The sequence below is a fragment of the Pseudomonas sp. S2_A05 genome, from assembly GCF_054668485.1.
This window is the reverse complement of the sequence record NZ_CP162775.1, coordinates 1,654,943-1,678,733: the sequence shown is the minus strand read 5'-3', so window position 1 is coordinate 1,678,733 and position 23,791 is coordinate 1,654,943. Positions and strand designations below refer to the sequence as shown.

Genomic DNA, 23,791 nt, shown 5'->3' with positions numbered 1-23,791 from the left:
CAAGAATAACTGCCATTCATGGCTTTTGCATGAGTTCTATGGTGTTTGCACAAGCGCCTTCGCGAGCAGGCTCGCTCCCACAAGGGAATGCGATCACCTGTGGGAGCGAGCCTGCTCGCGAAGAACGATGACTCGGTATCTCAGACCACCGCCAGCCGTTGCCCACGCACGATGTCCTGCATGAAGCGCTCCGCCGGCATCGGATGGCCGAGCAGATAGCCCTGCAGCGAGTCACAGCCCAGTTTGGTCAGGAAATCCTGTTGCGCGCCGGTTTCGACACCTTCGGCGACAATCCGCAAATCCAGGGCCTGCCCCAGCGCAACGATCGCCGAGACGATTGCAGCATCATCGCTGTCATGCTCTAGATCGCGGACGAAACCGCGGTCGATCTTCAGCTCATTGGCCGGCAGGCGCTTGAGGTACATCAGGCTGGAATAACCGGTGCCGAAGTCGTCGATCGACAGGTCGACACCCATGTCCGACAGCTCTTGCAGCACGGTCATGCTCGCATCGGCGTCGCTCATGGCCGTGGTTTCGGTGATTTCCAGAGTCAGGCTGTTGGCCGGCAAGTGGTGGGTTGCCAGCGCCTTGGCCACGCTTTGCACCAGCCCGGCATGGCAGAACTGCAAGGCCGAGAGGTTTACGGCAATGCGCCAGTCGGTGTAACCGAGCACGTACCATTCGCGCATCTGCCGGCAGGCTTCGTTGAGCACCCATTCGCCCATTGGAATGATCAGCCCGGTTTTCTCCGCCAGATCGATGAATTTATCCGGCATCAGCATGCCATGCAGCGGATGCTTCCAACGCAGCAGCGCTTCAGCACCGACCGGACGGCCATTGGCGGCGTCGAATTTGGGCTGGTAATGCAGGCAGAACTGGTTGTGCTCGATGGCCGCGCGCAGGTCCTGTAACAGTTGCAACTGTTTGCGCGCGTTGGTGTTCATCGACGCATCGAAGAAGCTGTAGCCATTCTTGCCGCCGCCCTTGGCGTGGTACATCGCGGCGTCGGCGTTCATCAGCAGTTCCTGGGCGTTTTCACCGTTGCCCGGGTAGAGGGCAATGCCGACGCTGGCGGAAATCTGCAGATCATGTTCAGCGACGCGGAACGTGCGACCGATCAGGCTGACCTGACGCGCGGCCAGGCTCAAGGCGTCATTGGGCTCGCTCAAACGCACCAGCAGAACGAACTCATCGCCGCCGATCCGCGCAAGAGTGTCCTGGCTGCGCAAATCTTCACGCAGACGTGCGCCGACCTCGCGCAGCAATTGGTCGCCCATGTGATGGCCGAATGCGTCGTTGACCGGTTTGAAGCCGTCGAGGTCGATGAACATCAAGGCGAAGCAGCCACCCTGCTCTTGCACCTTTTTGATCGCCTGATTGATGCGGTCGTCGAGCAGCATGCGGTTGGGCAGACTGGTCAGCGGATCGTGCAGGGCCAGTTGGGTGAGTTCGCGGTTGGCCAACGTCAGCGAGTGCGCCAGATCAGCAGTGCGCGCTTCGAGGCGGGCATCGAGAATCGAGGTCAACAAGGCAATCGACAGCACCGCCAACGTGGTGACCACGACCAGGCTATCGAGGCCGTTGCCTTTTAAACCATTGAGCGTCGCGCCGCAGAAACTGCCGTCAGGAAATTGCGCAGCAGCCATGCCGGTGTAGTGCATGCCGACAATCGCCACCCCCATGATCACCGCCGCGCCGGCACGAATCAGCCGCACATAGGGCGAGTGCTGACGCAGGCGAAAGGCAATCCACAATGCCGCTGCCGAGGCGCCGACGGCGATCAGCAGGGAGGCACTGAACAGGGTCGGGTCGTAATCGATGCCCGGTGTCATGCGCAGCGCGGCCATGCCGGTGTAGTGCATGGCGCTGATGCCCGAACCCATGATCAGCGCACCGAAAGCCAGTTGCGCCAGCGGCAGTTTTGGTTGGCTGACCAGCCACAAGGCGAAACCGCAGGACAGCACCGCGATCAGCAGCGACAGCGCAGTGAGGGCGAAGTCGTAGCCCAGGTCGATCGGCAATTTGAAGGCGAGCATGCCGATGAAATGCATCGACCAGACGCCAACGCCCATCGCCAACGCCCCGCCCGCCGTCCAGAAATGCACGGCCCGGCCTTTAGCCGTGGCAATGCGTCCGGTGAGATCGAGCGCCGTGTAGGAAGCCAGAATGGCCACGCACAACGAAATGAAAACCAGGGTGAAGGAGTAGCTGCCGATGAGCATGGACGTTCTCGTGACAAGCCGAAACCGTACTGCTTCCATTCTCGGTCGGGCAAATGCGGCGATTGTACTGATTGCGCGGAAGAACGCACTGACAAAGTAACCAAATTGCCATCAAGCCGATGAAACGCTTGTTCGATCGTCCTACAAGGCTCTGTGGCGGGCTTTAAGCACACCTTGTGAAAGCGATCTCACGCCAGACACAAATCCCTGTGGGAGCGAGCCCGCTCGCGAAGGCGTCGGCACAGCCACCATCGTAGTTGCCTGACCCACCACTTTCGCGAGCAGGCTCGCTCCCACAATTTTTCAGCGTCCAGCCACCCCGCACCATTCGAACGCGAATCCCTGTGGGAGCGAGCCTGCTCGCGAAAGCGTCGGCACAGCCACCATCGTAGCTGCCTGACCCACCACTTTCGCGAGCAGGCTCGCTCCCACAGGTTCAGCGGTTGTCGCTGACGTCGAGTTGGCCGTCCCAGCCGCCGCCCAGTGCGGCGATCAGTTGCACGCTGGCGATCAGTCGGTTCTGCAGAATATTCAGCACACTGCGTTCGTTGCTCAGCGCCGTGGCTTGCACCACGACCACGTCGATATAGGCAATCAGCCCGGCCTTGTACTGGTTTTCCGTCAGGCGCAGGGAATCGCGGGCAGCATCCAGCGCTTCCTGGCGCACTGCCGCTTCGTCTTCATACACCTTGAGCTGGACCAGGTAGTTTTCCACTTCGCGAAAACCGTCGAGCACGGTCTGGCGGTAGCGCGCGACGGTTTCGTCATAGGCCGCCTCGCTGCGGTCAACCTCGGCCGAACGAATGCCGCCGTCGAACAGCGGCAGAGAAAGCTGCGGGCCGACCGACCAGAAACGGTTCGGCAGGCTGATCAGGTTTTTCGAGGTACTGCTGCTGTAGCCGCCGCTCAGGCTCAGGGTCAGGTCCGGGTAATACGCGGCCTTCGCCACGCCGACATTGGCGTTGGCGGCGATCACAGAGCGCTCTGCCGAAGCGATGTCAGGACGGCGTTCGAGCAATTGCGAAGGCAGGCTCAACGGCACTTGCGGCAAATTCGGGATGTTCTGGGTTTCGGCGATGCTGAAGTTGGCCGGGGCTTCGCCAGTGAGCACGGCAATGGCGTTTTCAAACTGTGCGCGCTGCCAGATCAGATCGACCAGATCGGCCTGGGTGCTTTTCAACTGGGTTTGCGCCTGCGCCACCGCATCGCGCCCGGAAACCCCGGCGCGGTACTGGTTCTGCGTCATCTTCAGTGATCGCTCGTAAGCGGCAACCGTGGCTTCAAGCAAACGCTTCTGCTGATCGATGACGCGCAGTTGCAGGTAGTTCTGCACCAGCTCCGACTGCTGACTCAGACGCATCGCCGCCAGATCGGCAAAACTCGCCTGGGCGTTGGCCTCATCCGCCTCCAGCCCACGGCGCAGCTTGCCCCAGACATCGGCTTCCCAACTGACGCCCAGTTGCGCGGTGTAGGTATCACGAATACCGCTTGAGGAACTGCTCAGGCTCGAACTGCTGCTGCCGGTGCCCTGACTGGAGCGGTTCTTGCCCAGACTCAGGTCGACACTGGGGTAAAACGCCCCGCGTGCACTGCGCACCAAAGCCTGCGCCTGACGAAACTGCGCTTCGGACTGGGCGACGGTCTGGTTGGAGCTGTTGAGTTTTTCCACCAAGGCGTTGAGCTGCCGATCGCCGTACAACTCCCACCAGGCGCCCCGGGCCAGCGAGTCGCTGGGATTGGCCTGACGCCAGCCTTCGGCTTCCTTGAACTGAGCGATTTCGGCAGTTTGCGGGCGCTGGTAGTCCGGGCCGACTGCGCAAGCGCTGAGCAGCGCCACGCACAGCGACAGGCTCAATAGGCGCGAGCCGCGGACGGTGGCCAATTGGATAAGCGAACGGTCAGTCATAGCGGAGTTTCCAGAGCGGCATCAGTACGCACGCCACGCCATTTGTTGAAGCGATGGCGCAGCTTGTCGAGATAAAGGTAAACCACCGGGGTGGTGTAGAGGGTCAGGACCTGGCTGAACACCAGGCCGCCAATGATGGTCAGGCCCAGCGGCTGGCGCATTTCCGCACCCTCGGCGCGGCCGAGCAGCAACGGCAAGGCGCCGAGGATCGCCGCCAGCGTGGTCATCAGGATCGGCCGCAAGCGTTGCAGACAGGCGCTGCGGATCGACTCCGAGGGCGACAGGCCCTCATGCCGCTCCAATTGCAGCGCCAGATCGATCATCAGAATGGCGTTCTTTTTCACCACGCCGATCAGCAGGAATATCCCCAGCAGGGAAATCAGGCTGAACTCGCCGCCCAGCGCATAGATCGACAGCAACGCGCCAACCCCGGCCGAGGGCAAGGTCGAGAGAATGGTCAGCGGGTGGATGTAGCTTTCATACAGCACACCGAGCACCAGATACACCGCCAGCAATGCACCGAGGATCATGAACGGCTGGCTCTTCTGCGTGGCGGCGAAGGCGTCAGCGGTGCCGGCCATTTTCGCGATTACATCCTCCGGCAAACCGACCTTGGCGATCGCTCGTTCGATGGCGGCGCTACCCTGCTCCACGGTCACGCCTTCGGCCATGTCAAAGGAAATGCTTTCGGACGCGAACTGGCCTTCATGACTGACCCGGTCGTTTTCCAGGCTGTTTTCGTAATGGGCGAACGTCGACAGCGGCACGCGCGCACCGTCAGCGGTAATCACCTCGACCTGCTTGAGCGTCACCGGATCCTGGGCGTATTTCGGATTGACCTCCATCACCACCTGATACTGGTTGAGGCTGTCGTAGATCGTCGAAATCTGCCGCTGGCTGTAAGCGTTGTTGAGCACGGCGGTGACCATGTTCATGTCGACCCCCAGGCGCTTGGCCTGATCCCGGTCGACAATCAGTGTCACCTGCTGCGCCCCGGCACCTTCGCGGGCATCGATGGCGGTCAGCTCGGGCAAGGCGCGCAACGCGGTGACCACTTTCGGGAACCACTTGCGCAATTCAGCGAGGTCGCCGCTTTGCAGGATGTAGGTGTATTGCGAACTGGTCTGCTCGCGGCCGCCGCCAAATTGCAGGTCCTGGTCGGCCATCAGCATCAACTGCGCCCCGGGCACCTTGGGCATTTCCTTGCGCAGACGCTCGATGACTTTCTGTGCCGACAGCTGGCGCTCCTTGATCGGTTTCAGGCGCACGATCATGAAGGCGTTGTTGGTGCCGTTGTTACCACCAATGAAGCCGGCCACGCTTTCCACCGCTTCGTCCTTGAGCACGGCGCGGCGGAAGGTTTCCATTTTCGGCTGCATGACGTTGAACGACAGACCGTCGTCGCCACGCACGAAACCGATCAACTGGCCGGTGTCCTGCTGCGGCAGGAAGGTTTTCGGCACCACCACATACAGCGCAATGTTGACGCCAACAGTGAGCAGCAGACTGAACAAGGTCAGACGGCGATGACGCAATACCCAGTCGAGGCTGGTGGCGTATTTGCCGACCATCCAGTCGTTGGTCTTGTGGCTCCAGCGTTGCAGGCGGTTTTCCTGGCCCGGCGTGTGCGGCTTGAGCCAGCGCGCGCAGAGCATTGGCGTCAGCGTCAGGGAAACCACGAGCGACACCACGATTGCCGCCGCCAGGGTGATGGAAAATTCGCGAAACAAGCTCTCGACCAGCCCGCCCATGAACAGGATCGACAGGAACACCGCCACCAGCGAAACGTTCATCGACAGCAGGGTAAAACCGACTTCCTTGGCGCCGAGGTACGCGGCCTGCATCGGCTTGACGCCTTCGTCGATATGCCGGGAAATGTTCTCCAACACCACGATGGCGTCGTCCACCACAAGACCTGTGGCGAGAATCAGAGCCATCAGCGACAGGTTGTTCAGCGAGAACCCGTACAGGTACATCACCGCAAAGGTACCGACCAGCGACACCGGCACCGCCAGCGTCGGGATCAGCGAGGCGCGGAAGTTACCCAGAAACAGATACACAACCAGCACCACCAGAGCGACGGCGATCAGCAAGGTCATTTCGGCTTCGTGCAGCGTGGCCTTGATCACTGGCGAGCGATCCATGGCCAGATTGAGTTTGACGCTGGCCGGCAGCACCGCTTGCAGCGCCGGCAACTGCGCCTTGATCTCGTTGACCGTCTCGATGATGTTGGCGCCGGCCTGACGGTTGATCACCAGTAGCACCGCCGCATCGTCGTTGAAGAAACCGCTGTTGTAGCGGTCTTCGACGCCATCGCTGACTTTCGCCACGTCCTTGAGACGCAACGCGGCGCCATCGGCGTAGTGAATGATCAGCGACTCGTAATCCTTGGCTTTCTCCAACTGGTCGTTGGCCTGGATCTGCCACAGGCGCTCGCCGTCCTCGACCGAGCCCTTGGGCCGGCGCACGTTAGCGTCGGCGATGGTCTTGCGCACATCGTCGAGGGCCACGCCGTACTGGTTCAGCGCCTGCGGTTCGAGTTCGATGCGCACCGCCGGCAGCGAACTGCCACCGATCTGTACTTCACCGACGCCCTGCACTTGCGACAGGCTTTGCGAGAGGATGGTCGAGGCCAGGTCGTAGAGCTGGCCTTTTTCCAGCACATCCGAAGTCAGCGACAGCACCATGATCGGCGCCTGCGACGGATTGACCTTTTTATACGTCGGCATGCTGCGCATCCCGCTCGGCAGCAGATTGCGCGAGGCGTTGATCGCCGCCTGCACTTCCCGCGCCGCGCCGTTGATGTCGCGGTCGAGGTCAAACTGCAGAATCACCCGCGTCGAACCCTGACTGGAGCGGCTGCTCATGGTGTTGACACCGGCAATCGCACCGAACGACCGCTCCAGCGGCGTCGCCACCGTCGAAGCCATCACCTCGGGACTGGCGCCCGGCAGACTGGCCTGGACGACAATCACCGGGAAATCCATCTGCGGCAACGGCGATACCGGCAACAGCCCGAAGCTGACCCCACCGAGCAACATGATTGCCAGGGAGAGCAGCATGGTTGCCACGGGGCGTTTGATGAAAGGGCCGGATAGGTTCATCGACTCTTGTTCTCCCCGCATACCTCTGTGGGAGCGAGCCTGCTCGCGAATGCGCCCTTACCTTCAACTTTGGCAGTGACTGACCTCCCGCTTTCGCGAGCAGGCTCGCTCCCACAGGGGAGATATATTCCGACAGTCATACCGCGACCTCTTCACCTTCGGCTTTGGATTTGCCAAAGCGCCTTCCGAGGCGGTCGAAGTACAGGTAAATCACCGGCGTGGTGAACAGCGTCAACACCTGGCTCACCAACAAGCCGCCGACCATCACCAGACCCAACGGCTGACGCAGTTCCGCGCCAGACCCCGTGGCCAGCATCAGCGGCACTGCGCCGAACAACGCCGCCAGCGTGGTCATCAGAATCGGCCGGAAGCGCAGCAACGCCGCTTGATAGATCGCCTCCGCCGGGGCCATGCCCTGGGTGCGTTCAGCGTCGAGGGCGAAGTCGATCATCATGATCGCGTTCTTCTTGACGATACCGATCAGCAGGATGATGCCGATGATCGCGATCATGCCCAAATCGTTGCCACTGAGCAGCAACGCCAGCAAGGCGCCGACCGCTGCCGATGGCAAGGTCGAGAGAATGGTGATCGGATGGATGTAGCTCTCGTAGAGCACACCGAGGACGATGTACATGGTCACCACCGCCGCCAGGATCAGCAGCAAGGTACTCGACAGCGAAGCCTGGAACGCCTGCGCCGCGCCCCGGAACTGAGTCTGCACGCCGACCGGCATGCCGATGTCCTGCTGCACCTGCTCGATGATGTCCACGGCATGCCCCAACGCCACGCCCGGCGCGAGGTTGAACGACATCATCACCGCCGGGAACTGGCCGATGTGAGTGATCGCCAATTGCGCCTGACGCTCTTCAACATGCGCCAGACTCGACAGGCGTACCTGCGCGCCGTCGGTGGTCTTGACGTGAATCTGATCCAGCGCCTGCGGGCCGATCTTCTCCCCGGCCTGGGCTTGCAGCACCACGCGGTACTGGCTGGCCTGAGTATAAATAGTCGAAATCTGCCGCTGGCCGAAGGCGTCGTACAGCGCATCGGTGATATTCGCCACCGACACGCCAAGGCGCGATGCGGCGTCGCGGTCGATCACCAGATAGACCTGCAAGCCTTTGTCCTGCAGATCACTGGCAACGTCGGTCAACTCCGGACGCTGGGCCAGGGCTTCGACCAGACGGCCACTCCACTGGCTGAGCAATTCGGAGTCCGGCGAGGACATGCTGAACTGGTACTGGGTGCGGCTGACCCGGTCCTCGATGGTCAGATCCTGCACCGGCTGCATGAACAGACGAATGCCGACCAGTTTGTCCAGTTGCGGTTGCAGGCGGGAAATCACTTCACTGGCCGTCAGATCGCGCTCGCCATGGGGCTTGAGGTTGATCAGCAAGCGGCCGCTGTTGAGCGTAGCGTTGTCGCCGTCGACGCCAATGTAGGACGACAGGCTCTGCACCGCCGGATCTTCGAGGATGATCTTGGCCAGTTGCTGCTGCCGCTCGCCCATCGCCGCGAAGGAAATCGACTGCGGCGCCTCGGAAATGCCCTGAATCACCCCGGTGTCCTGCACCGGAAAGAAACCCTTCGGCACGATCACGTAAAGGAATACGGTCAACGCCAGCGTGCCGATGGCGACCAGCAAGGTCAGCGGCTGATGCTTGAGCACCCAGCGCAGCATCCGCCCGTATTCCTTGATCATCCAGTCGATGAACGCACCGCTGGCGCGGTAGAAACGGCCTTGCTCGTGTTCTTGCGGTTCACGCTTGAGCAGGCGCGCGCACATCATCGGCGTCAGGGTCAGCGACACCACCAGGGAAATCAGGATCGCCACCGCCAGGGTAATGGCGAACTCGCGGAACAGGCGCCCTACCACGTCGGCCATGAACAGCAGCGGAATCAGTACGGCGATCAGCGACAGGGTCAGGGAAATCAGGGTGAAGCCGATCTGTTTCGCGCCCTTGAGCGCGGCCTGCATCGGGCTGTCACCCTCTTCGATGAAGCGCGAAATGTTCTCGAGCATGACGATGGCGTCGTCGACCACGAAGCCGGTGGCAATGGTCAGCGCCATCAGGGTCAGGTTGTTCACCGAGAACCCGGCGAGGTACATCACGCCGAAGGTGCCGATCAGCGACAGCGGCACGGCCACTGACGGGATGATCGTCGCACTGGCGCGGCGCAGAAACAGGAACGTGACCATGACCACCAGCGCGATAGCGATCAGCAGTTCGTGTTGCACGTCGGTGACCGAGGCACGGATGGTCTGGGTGCGATCCGTCAGCACCGTGACGTCGAGGCCGGCCGGCAGGTTGTCGGTGATGCTTGGCAGCAAGGCCTTGATGCGGTCGACCACTTCGATAACGTTGGCGCCGGGCTGTCGCTGGATGTTCAGCAACACCGCCTGATTCTGGTTGGCCCACGCGGCCAGACGCTCGTTCTCGGCGCCATCGACGATTTCCGCGACGTCCTTGAGCCGCAACGGTGCGCCGTTCTTGTAGGTCAGGATGAGGTTGGCGTAGTCCTCGGACGAGGTCAGTTGGTCGTTGGCATCGAGCATCGACACCCGGGTCGGGCCATCGAAGTTGCCTTTCGGCTGGTTGACGTTGGAGGCGCCGATCAGCGTGCGCACGTCCGACAGATTGAGGCTGTTGGCCGCCAGCGCTTCGGGGTTGACTTTGATCCGCACGGCTTGACGCTGACCGCCGGCAATGCTGACCATGCCGACGCCGCTGATCTGGGCGATTTTCTGCGCCATGCGCGTATCGACCAAGTCATTGAGCTTGGGCAGCAGCATGGTTTTCGAGGTGATGGCCAAGGTCAGAACAGGCGTGTCCGCCGGGTTGACCTTGTTGTACACCGGCGGTGCCGGCAGGTCGGTGGGCAACAGGTTGGTCGCCGCGTTGATCGCGGCCTGCACCTGCTGTTCGGCGACGTCCATGTTGATGTCGAGGCTGAAACGCAGCGTCAGCACCGAAGCGCCGCCGGAGCTGGTCGAGGCCATTTGTGTGAGGCCCGGCATCTGCCCGAACTGGCGTTCAAGCGGCGCGGTGACGGCGCTGGTCATCACGTCCGGACTGGCGCCGGGGTACAGGGTCATGACGCGGATGGTCGGATAATCGACCTGCGGCAAGGCCGAAACCGGCAGCAGGCGATAAGCGATCAGGCCGGCCAGGACAATGGCCAGCATGCTCAGGGTGGTGGCTACCGGACGGAGGATGAACAGCCGCGAAATGTTCATGCGCCCTTCTTGGCCTTATCGGCTGTGGTCGCATCGGGATTGGCGGCAGATTTGCCTTGCAGGTGTTCGGTCGGCGAGGTCGGCACTTCGCTGCTGTCATTGACCACTTCGACTTCGCTGCCCTCCTTCAGGCGATCGGTGCCTTCGAGCACCACGCGATCACCCGCGGCGAGGCCTTCGGTGACCACGGTGTTGTCACCGTCACTGGCACCGATTTTCAGTTGGCGAATGGTAACTTTCTTGTCGCCGTCCAGCGCATAGACAAAGGTGCCATTGGTGCCGAACTGAATCGCTGCCGACGGTGCCAGCACTACACCTTTGAGCGTGTCGGCCAGCAAATGAACATTGACGAACTGATTGGGGAACAGCGACTGGTCGCGGTTATCGTAACGGGCCTTGAACTTGAGGGTGCCGGTAGCGACGTCGATCTGGTTGTCGAGGCTTTGCAGCACACCGGTAGCCTGCAGCTTGGTGTCGCCCCGATCCCACGCTTCGGCAGGCAGTTTAGCTCCGCTGCGGTAACGCGCGAGCACGGTGTCGAGGCTGTTCTCCGGCAAGGTGAAGGCAACGCTGATCGGTTGCGTCTGGGTGATCACTGCGAGGAACGTCGTGTCATTAGCGGCGACGAGGTTGCCGACGTCGACCTGACGCAGACCGACGCGACCGGCAATCGGCGCGCGGATCTTGGTGAATTCGAGATTGAGCTTGGCGTCGTTGACCGCCGCCTGATTGGTCTTGACCGTGCCCAGGTACTGGCCAACCAGCGCTTCGGCGGTGTCGAGGGTCTGTTTGGCGATGCTGTCTTCTTTGTACAGGCCGCGGTAACGCTCGACGTCCACCTGAGCGTTTTTCAGTTGCGCCTGATTCTGCAGCAACGTGCCTTCGGCCTGGAGCAAAGCGTTCTGGTAAGGACGCGGATCGATCTCGGCCAACAGGTCGCCCGCCTTGACCATCTGCCCTTCTTCGAAATGAATCTTTACCAGCTCGCCGCCCACGCGGCTGCGAACATTGATGGTGTTCAGCGCGGTGACCGTGCCCAGCGCCTTGTAATACAGCGGGAAGTCGCCCTTCACCGCCGGCGCCACACGCACCGGAATCGGCCCGGTACCGCCGCCGAAGCCAGGCCGCATCATTCCCGAGCGCCCGGTATGCCCAGCGGCCGCTTTGTCGCCGCCCGCCTTGTCAGCAGAGCCGGTGGGCCAGAATTTCCAGCACAGGACAGCGATGACCAACAGGACCAGCAGGCTGATCAGCCAGCGACGGGATTTGCGGGGGGACGATTGCATGGAGTTATTGACCATTGGGCGCGTGGGCTTCTATTACGGGAGGCTGAACGATAAGCACTGAGTCGATTTAAGCAAAGCAGCTTTACCGGCAATTTACCTTCCACTTACGTTTCAAGGTGTGAGGCAAAACCCTGATACACAAATGAAAACGGCCTGGACAGGGCCAGGCCGTTAACAATTGTAAAAGTCTTACTTGAGAACGGACAGTGCCGCTTCGTAGTTAGGCTCTTCGGCGATTTCCTTGACCAGTTCGCTGTGCAGAACGGTGTCGTTTTCGTCCAGCACCACAACGGCGCGAGCGGTCAGGCCTTTCAGCGGGCCGTCAGCAATGGCCACGCCATAGTTTTCGATGAACTCGCTGCCGCGCAGGGTCGACAGGTTCTGTACGTTTTCCAGACCTTCGGCGCCGCAGAAGCGCGCCTGGGCGAACGGCAGGTCAGCGGAGATGCACAGCACCACGGTGTTGCTGATGTCGTTGGCCTGGGCGTTGAATTTGCGCACGGAGGTGGCGCAGGTCGGGGTGTCGACGCTTGGGAAGATGTTCAGGACTTTGCGCTTGCCGGCGAAGTCTTGCAGGGTGACGTCGGACAGATTGCCGGCTACCAGGGAAAAGGCTGGCGCCTTGGAACCGGCTTGTGGCAACTGGCCGTTGACTTGAACCGGATTGCCTTTGAGGGTGACTTGAGCCATGACTTGAGTCCTTCTGTTTTTTGATTGGAAAGCATGCAAGAGGCGGAAGTTAACCACGAAATCGGCTGACGACCTATGCCCTGTTTGAAATTGTTGGGTGCTGAACGGTGACATTGTATACAACCCACCGCAGCTTCCCTGTGGGGGTGAGCCTGCTAGCGAAAGGGTTGTGTCAGGCCGCATATTCGAAACTGATACACCGAAATGCGAGCAGGCTCACTCCCACACTGAATACGTGTCCAGTGTGGGAGCGAGCCTGCTCGCGAAAAGGCAACCAGCCTTACTGCATCATTTGGCTTCAGATTTGAGTTTCAGATACGACTGATGCAGATCGCTTGCCCAGCCATCGATCACCGCTTTCATGTCGTCGGCTTTCATCACCTGGGAAGAGTTTTCCAGCGGTTTGCCGGTACCTTTGCGCACCACCTGCGCGATGACATGATTGGTCGCGCCGTCCATGAATACCGCTTCGGTGGCCAGCGTGGTTTCCTGGTCGCGGATGCCAGAGGCCGTACTTACCGCTGCGGCGACCAGTGCGATCGGGATCACTTCATAGACTTGCAGGCCTTCGGTCTTGCTGCTGACTGCGGTAATCGCCGGACGCACCACAATTACGCCCGGCCCGGGACCTGCGGCCAACGGCAGCGATTTGCCGAGTTCGCGCTTGAGCGCCTGATCGTAATAACTGGTTATGCCATTGAGAGTCTGCTGGGGGATTTTCTCGGTGGCTTGCGGCTTCGGGTAGAGCTGGCTTGGCTCTACGTAAACGCTGGTGAATTTATTGATGTCGAGTTTCGGGTCCATCCAGCGCATCACCTCGGCACCAGAGGGTGACTTGGCCTCCTTCAGCTGGCTGTAATCCTTGAGAAAGCCGGAATACTGGTCAGGCTCGACGGTTTTGCTGGAACAACCCACCACGCCAAGGGTGGCAATGCACAGCGTGCCCATCACGACGGCTAGCTTCATGCTGTAATTCCTTTGAGAAGGCCAAGACATTTTGCATAGGGGAGATACAGGTATAGCCAAAACCCCGGCAAATGCGATGGCCAATTGCAAAGTTCACATCCGACAGCGCGTGTGCCTCGCCAACCGGTATTACCAGGACGATGTCTCGCCACTGCGCAACGCCATCTCTCGCCGGCTATTGGCGCGCATCGCCTTGATCAGCGATACCGTTCCCACCAGCAGAATCGCCGCACCAAACAAGAAGTCGATGTTGTATAGCTGGAAATCTTCCACCGGCCCGATCAGCAATGTACGCACCACCGCAATTCCCACCAGCGTCGCGAGAAAGTCGATCCCCGGTTCATCGCGGTAGAACACCAGCATCAGTGGCAGGCACAGCACCAGCAGAAGCAACAGCACCACGACCTTGAACGAGCCTTTGCGTTCGACGCTGAACGCGCACTCATGCGCCCCGTACGGCTTGTAGTCCTCATCGCGGATCATCGAGTTTTTCTCGTTGATGTAGTCGGCGCGGTTGTACTTCTGGATCGGCGTAAAGGTGTTGGACATCTCCATCAGCGTGGTGATGTTCTTGAAGCGCAAGTCGATGCGCTCGCTGCCCTTGAGGTAATACAGCACCGGTTTATAGCCGTAGCGATAGGTATCGAAGGGGAACGCGGCAGTCTGAGCGTGCACGCCGATTGCGCGAGGCTCAAGTTCGGCGAAGGCGCTTTTATTGGTCGACGAGAGGTTGCGGCTCAGCGGCTGCACCTTGACCTGCTCGAGGAAGATCGGCGTGACGCCGAAAGACCACTGCAACGGTTCCAGACGCAGGCGCAGTTCGTTGCGGCCCAGGTCGTAGCGGTGGAAGGTTCGTTCGGAAACCACCAGCGAGCCGCCAACCATGAATTCGCCGCGCAGGTTGTTGGTGACGCGCAAGGTCAGTTGATCCTTGCCCAGCAACGCCGCTTCACTGGTCGGCGGCGTGCCGCACCACGCGGTGCTTTCGCCGACACCGCCGAGCTGGCCGTTGCGGTTTTCCTTGAATACATAAAAGTAACTGGCCCACAGCGTCAGCAGCAAAAGCGACGCCGTGAGACCGAGGATTTTTTTACCCGGACTCACTGATCAGACTCCCTTCTTCGGTTCCATCGCCCAGCCGAAAACCCGCTGGCGACGGCGACTCTACCAAAAGGCCATCAGTGACCCAAGGGAAAATACCGGATTGGCACCGAACCTAAGGGTTTCCCCGGTCTACGCCTCACTCCTCCTGCGGATGTGGCGCTGGCCCGGCGTCATGCTCAGATTGCTTGAGGGCTCAGGTGATGGAGATGCTTTTTGATGCGCTGGGCGTGATGTTTTTGTGGCTGGCGGCGGGCTGCCCTCACCCTAGCCCTCTCCCAGAGGGAGAGGGGACTGACCGAAGTGTTTGTAGGACTCACGTCGACCTGAAATATCGCGTCGAGCTCAAGTTTTGAACATCACTCGGTCTGCCCCCTTTCCCCCTCGCCCCCTTGGGGGAGAGGGCTGGGGGTGAGGGGGTAAGCTTTTGATCTTAACCGCGATCGCGAGGTATCAGGCTCTGCAATTGCTGAGCAAGGAAATCGGCGTCGAAGGCAAACGTATCCGGATCCTTCAAGCCATTGGTCTTACGCCACTGCCATGCGCCATCCGCCAGGCCAACCAGCGAAATACTCCCGTACCGCGCCGCCGTCAGCCCCATCACTGCCAAAGAAATCTGCCCGCCGCTGCCCATCACATCCGGCACAAATTCCACCGGTTTGCCGGCAATCACAATGCTCAATTTTTCCGTCTTGAACGTCGAGGTTTCCACCGGCATGCTCGGCCCGAACGCGACATACGCCTCGCGACTGACCTCCAGCAGATTCGGCGCCTTGACCGGTTCAAGCCATTGCTCGATCTCGTCGAACAGCGCGCCAATTCGAGCCGCCCAAGCAGCCGATTGCGTGGTGAACAGTTGCTTCTTGTGCGCTTCGCTTTCGGCATAGTGGCGAAGCATTTCGCCCAGTTGCTGTATGTCGTTCATTGCGGTGTTCCTCGGAAAGGACCTGCGAAGGGTGATAGTGGCAGATCCCCGGCGCGGCGTACGTTTAGTTCTTGCAGATGCACAGTTGCGGGAAAGATCGGCGGTACAGTCAGTCGGTACTGGCGTCGAGTCTCGAACAGAAGGAAACTTCAGGCAGCCCTGAATGCTCGACACTGACATTTGCTTGAGGAAATCCAATGCGCACCATCGGCCTTATCGGCGGCATGAGCTGGGAGTCCAGCGCCGAATACTATCGCCTGATCAACCAACAGGTTCGCGAGCGCCTCGGCCCGTTGCGCTCGGCGCAGTTGCTGATGTACAGCGTCGATTTCGGTCCGGTCGAACAGGCCCAGCACGCCGGGCGCTGGGACGATGCAGCGGCGATTCTGGTGGATGCCGCGCGCAGGCTCGAAGCTGGCGGCGCAGAATGCGTGGTGCTGTGTACCAACACCATGCACAAGGTCGCCGAGCAGATTCAGGCGGCGATCAGCATTCCGTTTTTGCACATTGCCGAACCCGCCGCGCAGGCTGCACTGGAAATCGACGCGCTCACCGTCGGGTTGCTCGGCACCGCGTTCACCATGGAGCAGGACTTTCTCAAGCAACGTCTGATTGCCCAAGGCCTGACCGTACTGGTGCCGGATGAAGCCGAGCGCAAAGAGGTGCACCGGATCATCTACGACGAACTCTGCGTGGGTGTGATCAGCGAACAATCGCGAGAAATCTATCAAGGCGTCATCCAGTCCCTGACCGCCCGTGGCGCCCAGGCAATCATCCTCGGCTGCACCGAAATCGGTCTGCTGATCAAACCCGAACACAGCGCCCTGCCCCTGCTCGACACTACCGAGCTGCATGCGCAGTCGGCAGTGGCGTTCGCACTGGGCGACTGACTCAGGCTTTCGGGCTATTGCGTAGACGGGCCATGCTCAGGGTGTCGACCCACTGCCCGTCGCGCACCGCGTAATCACGCAACAGCCCTTCGGCCTCGAAACCGAACTTGCGGTAAAGGCCGATGGCTGCCTCGTTATCGGCGTACACCGTGAGTTCGACGCGGTGCAGATTCATCCAGTTATCGGCGACCTCCAGCGCCGCCGCCAACAACATCGAACCGACGCCCTTGCCCTGCCAAGCCGCCCCGACTGCCATGCCGAAACTGCCGGCGTGGGCGCGGCGCATGCGTGAATAAGCTTCCAGACCGAGATTTCCGATCACCACGCCTTGGTCCAGGGCAACCAGTTTCAGCGCACGTTCGTTATCAGCCTGAAGTCGCTGGCGCCAGACCTCGGTGGATTGAAACGGCATTTGCAGCACTTGCCGTGCAACGACGGGGTCGTTGTAAAGCGCGGTGATACCCTCGAGGTGGGATTCGTTGGAGCGTTCGAGATGGATCGTGGAGGTTGGGTCTGACATGGGATCGGTCCGTGATCAGCGTGTGGCTGGTCACTCTAAACCGCTGATCTGCAATCTGGCGAGCGGCAATGGTGGGGGCGAGCCTGCTCGCGAAGGCGGTTGGCCAGTCACTGAAGCCTCGACTGGCAGATTGCATTCGCGAGCAGGCTCGCTCCCACATTTTGATCCAGCCCGGGCACAACCCCTGTGAGCACTGAAGATTCCTGTGGGAGCGAGCCAGCTCGCGAAAGCGTCGGAGCAGTCAGCATTGCAACCGAACATTACGACAAATTCGCAGGCTGGCTCGCTCCCACAACAACCGCGCAAACAAGAGCCGGCTCGACCGCTCGTCTGAATACCGCCTGTACCTGTCAGATCTGACAGGTGTGCTTTTTTTCAAACTGGAGTGAGATGGATCCCATTCAATGCACGGCACGGCACGGCAAAATTCTCAGGGAGCGCTTCCATGGATATCCAGTCTTCGATTTTCAACGAATTGTTTGTCTTGTATCCGGTCATCATCAGGGGCTGGGTCACACCGGTGAAGCCGCAGGGCATTGCCCAAGGCGGGATTCCCAAGGTGCTTTACGATGGCGAGACGCAGGGTCTGGAATGTCTGATAGATCCGTGGACGGAAATGCAGCTCGCTTCCTGGACCATGGCCGCTGATGACCGCGTCGATCTGTACGTCAACGACAACCCTACTCCCGCAACGGGCAAGACCGTTGCCCCGGGCGAAGAACAACAGCGGGTGCGCTTGTACTTGCCCCACGGCTGGCTCAATCAGGGCGTCAATCGCCTGTATTACAAGGTCACGCGCGTAGGAGGTAACGATGAATCGTCTCGGGACACGCTAGCCCTCTACCATTTGCGTCTGCCGGAATCTCTGGATCTGATCATTCCGCCGGATGTAGAACATGAAGGCGTGGGGCCGGAGCTCGCCGCACGAGGTGTGACATTTGCGTTTACTTACACCAACCGACGCCACTTCGACTCCATCGTTTTTGCGCTCGGCGATACCACCGTGCGCTTCGACGTGCCCGACGCGCCGGCCCCGGTCAACCTGACGCTGTTCACCGATACCTTCCAGCGTGCCGGTGACAATCCGAATGCTGTGGCGGAATTCAGAGTATTTGACCAATTGGGCAATGCCGTCATGTCAGGTGAAAAGCGCGTGGACATTCACCTCGGTCGCCTTTCTCTGCTGGCACCCACCGTCCGTGGCATGAACGGCAATCAGTTCAGTCCGACCACTCCGGAAATCAGAGTCCTAGTACCGCAGGGTTCGTTACTGCCCACCGACACGTTGTGGGTGAACTGGCAAGGCGCGACGGCTGTCCCTGAAGGCTCCTACCCAAGCCCGCCTCGGCTGGTCAGTGCCGGCCTGGAGATTGCGGTACCGCGCTCGGTGCTCGCCTACAGCCTGGGCCAACGGGTTGCAGTCAGTTATTTTATCGACCGCGACGACAAACCCGTGGAGTCGGCTGTGTTGCTGCTGGACATTCTGCCGCTGCCGGCAACCGCCTTGAACTCCCCGAAAATTGTCGAGGCCGATGCCAACAATTTTCTCGACATAACGGCGCTTGGCACCAAAAACGCAACCATTCATGCGCTGCTGCATACCTTGATTGAAGCCGAACAGCCCTGCTGGCTGCGGCTAGAGGGCAAGAAGGCGGACGGCACTGCACATGACTTGACTCTCTGGGCTGGGTTGCCAGCTAGAGTCAACAGCACTTGGATCAACCAGGGTTTCTGGCCACAGACACTGGCAAACAGTTATCTCGTTCAATTGGGGCATGGCACGACGCTGACGCTTAAATACCTGGTGGCGCTGGACAAGAGCAATATCGAAACGAACGCAGTGAAATTTCCGGATCGGGTTTACACGATCAAGTCTGTAGAACTGGTTGTGCCGACACTGGACAGGGTATTGGACTCGAACGGTGAGGAAGTTCTGGAAGGGGGATGGACGGTCAGCACTAGCTTAACGTTGTCGGGGACTGCGAGTAAGGGACTGGAGATTGAGGTGTTCGATGATGATGGCTCGGGCACTGTTGCCAAAGGGCGAGCGACGGCCGACCCGCAGACGGGGATCTGGACACGGGAAGTAACTGTTGCTGAAGGGAAGCACCGGTTATTTGCGAGATCGTTGTATCACAGTGGTGAGGTGGATTCTGGCGCGCGGAGTTTTACTGTGGCAGCTGAAGTTGCCCCGACGATTGATTCGGTGAAAGGATTGCCAAGTAACGCCGAAATTGAAGAAGGTGGAACTACCTGCAGACACTTCAGTAGCAATGCAAGGCTTGGCCTCGAAAGATCAATGGGTCGAGGTATCTGATAAAGAAGAGTTCAGAATCAAAGTCCCGGTGAACCACGAAGGCGTTTGGAAATACAGTGAAGATCTGACCGCAGGAAATCACAGCTATAAAGTCAAGGCAATGTATGGTAGTGGAAAAGTTTCCATCCCAAGAACTCTAAAAGTTGTTCCACCGCTATTGGTCGACATATCACCCGTACATCTCTCAGGGAGAAATTACGTCGTCGACCATGCCGCGCTTGGCTGGGCATTAACTGGAAACGATTTCCCAGATACAACCGCGACCCGGGCGGCGACAGGCGGGCAAGCACCGTACACCTACAGGTCGAGCATGCCCAACGTTGTATCTGTGGACGGCAACGGCATGATTCGTTCAATCGGGAATGGTGCAGCTAAAGTGATCGTATCTGACGCTAGCGGACAACTTAAAGAAATCCCTGTCGTAGTAAGCAACGTGCAAACGGTTTTAATTGGCGGCACCAACTTTACACACGCTGCGGCCAGTGCTTGGATCGCGCGCGTGGGGGGCAGTCCGTTTCCGAGCACCTTGGGCGAGATTGCACTACTTAACGTTAAATACAGACCGCTTTACGAAGCCAATTACTTTTGGGGATATATAAGCTCTGACATGGTTCGATTCACATGGGCCCGCACTAATTTCACAAACGCGTCAACAGGTGCCTCTTCCCCTTTCACTTACACAGCAGTCTGTGTGGCTAGGATCTAAAGTTACACAACGTTTCAAACAGAGAGTTTAACTACCTGGTTTCGACTGGTAGGTCGATTTGCACAAAGCGTGCACAAAGGGGCCTACACAAAGAGGACGGATTTATTTGACGAGAGATTTAAATAGCAGGGCGTGATCGAGGCTTTTCTTCTGATCGCGAAAGGGCCGTCAGGTTTGGCGCAATTTTTTGATTTAAACCAGGCGTTTAAAAAGACACGCGCTGACACGCCTTCCAGGCTACAAATTCTTGCGCCATGGCCTACAGCTACGCCAGAATCCGCCGGCTTGTGCGCCTTGGGGGCGGGTTCTATTGTGGTGCGGTCGCTGAATGTTCAGTGATCGGGTTTAGCAGCCCGGGTTATCTCTAGACGCACAAGGTCTTGCCGTTATGGCGGCTTTGCGTGGGGCACTTCGGTGCGCCGGGTTCTAGAGTCCTGGTCTGCTAACCCACGTACAGCCGCCACCTCCTTCGTTAGCAGCGAACGGTGGCAGCTTCACCACTCTAGAGGCTTCACCCATGATCAAACCAACACCCAACCCACCCGAATCCGACCCCACCTCACCCTACGAATCCCTCGACTCAAAAAAACTTCACCAAGCCGCCGACCGCGCCCTCGACCACTACTTCTGCCCACCCGGCTCGACCCCACCGCCGTTCAGCCCCCGCGCCATGTACGCCGTCACCGCCGACACCAAAAACGAAGACCTGCTGGCTAACGCCTGCGAAACCCTCGCCTCGGCCAAAACCATCGCCCAGGAGTTCGCCGGATTGGTCAAGCCATCCCAGCGCCGAACGCTGATGGGGATTGCGCAGTTGATCATGCTCGGCGAACTGGCGGTGAATCGGGTGCTTGACAATCTGGAGTTGCCGCAGTAGCGGGCCTTTGATGATCGTTCCCACGCTCTGCGTGAGAATGCCTCAAGGGACGCTCCGCGTTCCAGCTCTGGTGGGGACGCAGAGCGTCCCGGGCTGCATTCCCACGCGGAGCGTGGGAACGATCAACGCGTAAGCAATGAAGATTCCTGTGGGAGCGAGCCTGCTCGCGAATGCGGTTTGTCAGTCACTGTGGCTTCGACTGGCGGATTGCTTTCGCGAGCAGGCTCGCTCCACTGTTGATCGGTTTATTCAGTTACGGGTGCAGTTGATGATCGTTCCCACGCTCTGCGTGGGAATGCCTCAAGGGACGCTCCGCGTTCCAGCTCTGGTGGGGACGCAGAGCGTCCCGGGCTGCGTTCCCACGCGGAGCGTGGGAACGATCAACGCGTAAGCAATGAAGATTCCTGTGGGAGCGAGCCTGCTCGCGAAGGCGGTGGGTCAGTTACTGAGGCTTCGACTGGCGGATTGCTTTCGCGAGCAGGCTCACTCCTACAGGGGGTCGGGTTAAGGCTGGAACCATTCGTGGCGTTCGTTGAAGGTTTGCTGGATGAGGTCGGTGAGGGCTTTGATTTCGGGGGAGTTTTGCGAGTCGGTGTTGACGGCGAGCCACGCGTGTAGCTGCATCGGTTCGGCGAATAATCCGGGCAGTGCGATGAGGCCACGGTCGAAGCGGCTCATGTATGCCGGCAGCAAGCCAATGCAGGCGCCACAGCGGATCATCTCGAGCATCAATTCATAAGACTGCATCTGTACCACCCCGGCCAAGCGCTGCTCGACCAACTCATTCCAAGGCCGAAAGCTCTCAACATGTCGGTCATGCTGCCATTGCACAAGCATGAAATCCGCCAGATCTTCCGGCGTTTCCGGTCGCGCTGTCACTCGTGAGTAGCGCTTGGCGATATGCGGCAGATAGTCGATCCGCACGAGGTGTTGCGGTTCGCTGGTGGCGAAGGTGGGGCCGGGATTTGGGGTGTCCCCGGTTGCGAGCCAGAGGACGATGTCGGCACTGACCGCACGCAGGGCCAGCTCACTGTCCAGCGCGATGATTTCCAGGCGCAAACTGGCATTGCGCCGCAGCAGTGCGATGAGGTCGCGGCCGAGGATGTCGTGGAGGATGGATTCGGCGACGGCCAGACGAATCAGCGGTTGTTCGAGGACCGGGAGTTTGCGTTCGTGGGCCAGGGTGATGAGTCGGGCCTGCAACTGTTGGCCTTCGCGGGTCAGGCTGAGGGCGCTGCCCTGGAAGCTGAACAGGCTGCGTTGCAGTTGCTGTTCGAGTTGCGCGAGTTGTTTGCGCAATACAGTTGAGCGCACGTTGAGGCTGCGCGCGGCTTGCATGAAGCAGCCGCAGCGAGCACTGACCAGGAAGTATTGGGCGACTTCGCTGTCGATGGTCGCGGCCTGGTTTAGCCAGGGTTCGGAGCGGGATGGGGGCGATTGGAAATCAGCAGTGCCCGAGCGTCCTGCGGGTTCGGTGAATGACATTGATGACTCCCTGTCGATCTAATGTGGTGTCGTTACGCAAATCTTTTAGGAGCTGCGGCACGCTGCGATCTTTTGATCTTTAAAAGCAAAATCAACAGATCGCAGCCTCGTTTCACTCGACAGCTCCTACAGAAACACTGTGTGTCAGTTACCTATCACTTTGTTCAGTTCGGCACCGTCGATGCTCAGGGTGGCGGTGTTGAGCATGCCGTCCAGATAAGCCTGGGCGATCTGTTCCTGGCGTTGTGCGCGCAGGGCCTGGGTCAGTTGGTCGCGCAGTTCCTCCAGCGTCGCGGTGCGGGCCGGTTGCTGTTCGGTGAGTTTGATTACATGAAAACCGTCGGCGCTTTGCACAGGATCTGACACGGCGCCCACCTTGAGCCGCGCCACGGCGCCACGCACTTCCGGCACCAGCTGTTGCAACGGTTGCAGGCCGGTATCACCGCCCCGCTCTGCTGTGACTCGATCCTGCGAATATTGCGTAGCGAGCGCCGCAAAATCAGCCGGTGCTGATTGCGCCTTCTTGCTCAATTCAGCGGCTTGTTTGCGCACCGTTTCCACATTCGCTGCGTCACTGACGCCAAGGAAAATCTGACTGACCCGGTACATCGGCGGCGTCTGCCAATTGGCCTTGCCGGCGTCGTACGCCTGCTGCAATTCAGCTGCGCTTGGATACTCCGCCGGCACCTGACTCACCGAGCGCAAATAATCACGAAACACGATTTGCTCAGTCGCTGCGCGAGTCTGCCGGGCGACGTCCGGACGCTGCGCCCAACCCTGCGCATCGGCCTGTTCCAGCACGGCTTTTTCGGCCAGTCGCGCACGAATCCAGCGCTCCAGCGCCTCACGGTTGCCGCGCAATTGCTCGCGGGTTTGCGCCGGGACAGTGGCCAGCAGGGCCTGCAATTCCTCTGGCGAAACCTGCTGATTGCCCAACCGCGCGACTGCTGGCCCGGCTGCAACCGCCGGCAACGGCGACGGCTGCTGGGCGGCGACCGGATCACTTCCCGGTCGCAGCACCAGCGCCACGGCCACCACCAACAACGCCAGCGCTCCGGCGCCGATCACCATGGCAGGCTTCTTCACAGCGCGGCTTCCTCTGCTTCGGCGACAGCGGACTTGGCGGCTTGCACAGCAGTGGTCTGGCTGAAATCGCGCAGGTAAACGATGAACTCCTGCAACAGGCGATCCCACAACTCCAGGTTGCCGCGCAGGTGCTCGTTGCTCACCCCTGCGGCCACGACCACGTCCATTTCCATCAGCAGAAACTCGCCCTGCAACGACAACCGTGCAAACCGCCGCGTCGCGTTCCACTGCTCGGCCACGCCTTGAGGCAAATCACCCTGCACGCGCAGCGCGCAGCTGAAGGTGAAATCAACAAAGCTGCCCTGCTCCACCGCCGGGTTGCCGAAGCGCACGGCGTAGCCGATGCCCTGACTGGCGCTGAGCAGCTGGACGATGCCGTTCTGTTCACTCTGGTTGACGCGATAACCGGCTGCTTGCAGGACGTCGGTCAGCGATTGCGGGGAAACGTGGGTGATCAATTGAGTCATGTCTT

At 59.9% G+C, this 23,791-nt stretch carries 17 protein-coding genes; 4 read left to right on the top strand and 13 right to left on the bottom strand.

Annotation, left to right across the window (positions count from 1 at the left end; translation table 11 throughout):
• Positions 1 to 140: 140 nt before the first annotated feature.
• The 9 genes from AB4O12_RS07825 to AB4O12_RS07785 all read right to left on the bottom strand — a co-directional run bounded on the left by AB4O12_RS07825 (position 141) and on the right by AB4O12_RS07785 (position 15,438).
• On the bottom strand, positions 141 to 2,222 hold the full coding sequence (locus AB4O12_RS07825) for a putative bifunctional diguanylate cyclase/phosphodiesterase (RefSeq protein ID WP_353187725.1): 2,082 nt from the start codon (positions 2,220 to 2,222) through the stop codon (positions 141 to 143).
• Between the two features lie 436 nt (positions 2,223 to 2,658).
• Complete coding sequence (locus AB4O12_RS07820; RefSeq protein ID WP_041480998.1) at positions 2,659 to 4,128, bottom strand: efflux transporter outer membrane subunit; 1,470 nt, start codon at positions 4,126 to 4,128, stop codon at positions 2,659 to 2,661.
• Positions 4,125 to 7,232, bottom strand: a complete 3,108-nt coding sequence (locus tag AB4O12_RS07815; protein ID WP_460061204.1) for an efflux RND transporter permease subunit — start codon at positions 7,230 to 7,232, stop codon at positions 4,125 to 4,127. Before AB4O12_RS07815 ends, AB4O12_RS07820 begins: the two co-directional genes overlap by 4 nt.
• A 136-nt stretch (positions 7,233 to 7,368) precedes the next feature.
• Positions 7,369 to 10,470, bottom strand: coding sequence for an MdtB/MuxB family multidrug efflux RND transporter permease subunit (locus AB4O12_RS07810; protein ID WP_460061201.1), 3,102 nt, complete (start codon positions 10,468 to 10,470; stop codon positions 7,369 to 7,371).
• On the bottom strand, positions 10,467 to 11,771 hold the full coding sequence (locus AB4O12_RS07805; RefSeq protein WP_125916191.1) for an MdtA/MuxA family multidrug efflux RND transporter periplasmic adaptor subunit: 1,305 nt from the start codon (positions 11,769 to 11,771) through the stop codon (positions 10,467 to 10,469). Before AB4O12_RS07805 ends, AB4O12_RS07810 begins: the two co-directional genes overlap by 4 nt.
• A 174-nt stretch (positions 11,772 to 11,945) precedes the next feature.
• Positions 11,946 to 12,446, bottom strand: coding sequence for a thiol peroxidase (gene tpx, locus AB4O12_RS07800; RefSeq protein ID WP_076563099.1), 501 nt, complete (start codon positions 12,444 to 12,446; stop codon positions 11,946 to 11,948).
• Positions 12,447 to 12,734: 288 nt separating this feature from the next.
• Complete coding sequence (locus AB4O12_RS07795; protein WP_071172345.1) at positions 12,735 to 13,412, bottom strand: DUF3313 domain-containing protein; 678 nt, start codon at positions 13,410 to 13,412, stop codon at positions 12,735 to 12,737.
• A 129-nt stretch (positions 13,413 to 13,541) separates the two neighbouring features.
• Positions 13,542 to 14,516, bottom strand: a complete 975-nt coding sequence (locus tag AB4O12_RS07790) for a hypothetical protein (RefSeq protein ID WP_460061198.1) — start codon at positions 14,514 to 14,516, stop codon at positions 13,542 to 13,544.
• A gap of 430 nt (positions 14,517 to 14,946) precedes the next feature.
• The gene (locus AB4O12_RS07785; protein ID WP_460061196.1) at positions 14,947 to 15,438 is read right to left on the bottom strand and encodes a hypothetical protein; all 492 of its coding nucleotides are present in this window, start codon (positions 15,436 to 15,438) and stop codon (positions 14,947 to 14,949) included.
• A 197-nt stretch (positions 15,439 to 15,635) separates the two neighbouring features.
• Here AB4O12_RS07785 and AB4O12_RS07780 point away from each other — a divergent pair, with 197 nt between their 5' ends.
• Entirely contained in the window at positions 15,636 to 16,328 is a 693-nt protein-coding gene (locus AB4O12_RS07780; protein WP_460061194.1) for an aspartate/glutamate racemase family protein, read from the top strand.
• 1 nt (position 16,329) lies between these two features.
• Here AB4O12_RS07780 and AB4O12_RS07775 read toward each other — a convergent pair whose 3' ends face one another.
• A complete protein-coding gene (locus AB4O12_RS07775) occupies positions 16,330 to 16,848 on the bottom strand; it encodes a GNAT family N-acetyltransferase (RefSeq protein WP_460061192.1) in 519 nt (172 codons plus the stop codon).
• Positions 16,849 to 17,293: 445 nt separating this feature from the next.
• On the opposite strand from AB4O12_RS07775, the gene AB4O12_RS07770 reads away from it, so the two are divergent.
• The 3 genes from AB4O12_RS07770 to AB4O12_RS07760 all read left to right on the top strand — a co-directional run bounded on the left by AB4O12_RS07770 (position 17,294) and on the right by AB4O12_RS07760 (position 20,748).
• Positions 17,294 to 19,165 carry a hypothetical protein gene (locus AB4O12_RS07770; protein ID WP_460061190.1) on the top strand — a complete coding sequence of 624 codons (1,872 nt, stop codon included), beginning with the start codon at positions 17,294 to 17,296 and terminating at the stop codon, positions 19,163 to 19,165.
• On the top strand, positions 19,122 to 19,871 hold the full coding sequence (locus AB4O12_RS07765; protein WP_460061188.1) for a hypothetical protein: 750 nt from the start codon (positions 19,122 to 19,124) through the stop codon (positions 19,869 to 19,871). Before AB4O12_RS07770 ends, AB4O12_RS07765 begins: the two co-directional genes overlap by 44 nt.
• Before the next feature lie 517 nt (positions 19,872 to 20,388).
• The gene (locus tag AB4O12_RS07760; RefSeq protein ID WP_095179914.1) at positions 20,389 to 20,748 is read left to right on the top strand and encodes a DUF6124 family protein; all 360 of its coding nucleotides are present in this window, start codon (positions 20,389 to 20,391) and stop codon (positions 20,746 to 20,748) included.
• Positions 20,749 to 21,252: 504 nt separating this feature from the next.
• On the opposite strand, the gene AB4O12_RS07755 is transcribed toward AB4O12_RS07760, so the two are convergent.
• The 3 genes from AB4O12_RS07755 to AB4O12_RS07745 all read right to left on the bottom strand — a co-directional run bounded on the left by AB4O12_RS07755 (position 21,253) and on the right by AB4O12_RS07745 (position 23,786).
• The gene (locus tag AB4O12_RS07755) at positions 21,253 to 22,233 is read right to left on the bottom strand and encodes a substrate-binding domain-containing protein (protein WP_252878116.1); all 981 of its coding nucleotides are present in this window, start codon (positions 22,231 to 22,233) and stop codon (positions 21,253 to 21,255) included.
• A 144-nt stretch (positions 22,234 to 22,377) separates the two neighbouring features.
• Positions 22,378 to 23,319: a peptidylprolyl isomerase gene (locus tag AB4O12_RS07750; protein ID WP_460061185.1), complete on the bottom strand. Its 942-nt coding sequence runs from the start codon at positions 23,317 to 23,319 to the stop codon at positions 22,378 to 22,380.
• Positions 23,316 to 23,786 (bottom strand): YbjN domain-containing protein, encoded by a 471-nt coding sequence (locus tag AB4O12_RS07745; protein ID WP_150635405.1) that lies wholly within the window; start codon positions 23,784 to 23,786, stop codon positions 23,316 to 23,318. Before AB4O12_RS07745 ends, AB4O12_RS07750 begins: the two co-directional genes overlap by 4 nt.
• Positions 23,787 to 23,791: the final 5 nt, after the last annotated feature.

What these genes read in the sequence shown, in the direction of transcription:
- AB4O12_RS07775 (WP_460061192.1), bottom strand. Translation starts at nt 16,848, where the DNA reads ATGTCAGACCCAACCTCCACGATCCATCTCGAACGCTCCAACGAATCC.
- AB4O12_RS07810 (WP_460061201.1), bottom strand. Translation starts at nt 10,470, where the DNA reads ATGAACATTTCGCGGCTGTTCATCCTCCGTCCGGTAGCCACCACCCTG.
- AB4O12_RS07805 (WP_125916191.1), bottom strand. Translation starts at nt 11,771, where the DNA reads ATGGTCAATAACTCCATGCAATCGTCCCCCCGCAAATCCCGTCGCTGG.
- AB4O12_RS07815 (WP_460061204.1), bottom strand. Translation starts at nt 7,232, where the DNA reads ATGAACCTATCCGGCCCTTTCATCAAACGCCCCGTGGCAACCATGCTG.
- AB4O12_RS07745 (WP_150635405.1), bottom strand. Translation starts at nt 23,786, where the DNA reads ATGACTCAATTGATCACCCACGTTTCCCCGCAATCGCTGACCGACGTC.
- AB4O12_RS07795 (WP_071172345.1), bottom strand. Translation starts at nt 13,412, where the DNA reads ATGAAGCTAGCCGTCGTGATGGGCACGCTGTGCATTGCCACCCTTGGC.
- AB4O12_RS07785 (WP_460061196.1), bottom strand. Translation starts at nt 15,438, where the DNA reads ATGAACGACATACAGCAACTGGGCGAAATGCTTCGCCACTATGCCGAA.
- AB4O12_RS07755 (WP_252878116.1), bottom strand. Translation starts at nt 22,233, where the DNA reads ATGTCATTCACCGAACCCGCAGGACGCTCGGGCACTGCTGATTTCCAA.
- AB4O12_RS07820 (WP_041480998.1), bottom strand. Translation starts at nt 4,128, where the DNA reads ATGACTGACCGTTCGCTTATCCAATTGGCCACCGTCCGCGGCTCGCGC.
- AB4O12_RS07825 (WP_353187725.1), bottom strand. Translation starts at nt 2,222, where the DNA reads ATGCTCATCGGCAGCTACTCCTTCACCCTGGTTTTCATTTCGTTGTGC.
- AB4O12_RS07780 (WP_460061194.1), top strand. Translation starts at nt 15,636, where the DNA reads ATGCGCACCATCGGCCTTATCGGCGGCATGAGCTGGGAGTCCAGCGCC.
- tpx (WP_076563099.1), bottom strand. Translation starts at nt 12,446, where the DNA reads ATGGCTCAAGTCACCCTCAAAGGCAATCCGGTTCAAGTCAACGGCCAG.
- AB4O12_RS07770 (WP_460061190.1), top strand. Translation starts at nt 17,294, where the DNA reads ATGGATATCCAGTCTTCGATTTTCAACGAATTGTTTGTCTTGTATCCG.
- AB4O12_RS07765 (WP_460061188.1), top strand. Translation starts at nt 19,122, where the DNA reads ATGCAAGGCTTGGCCTCGAAAGATCAATGGGTCGAGGTATCTGATAAA.
- AB4O12_RS07760 (WP_095179914.1), top strand. Translation starts at nt 20,389, where the DNA reads ATGATCAAACCAACACCCAACCCACCCGAATCCGACCCCACCTCACCC.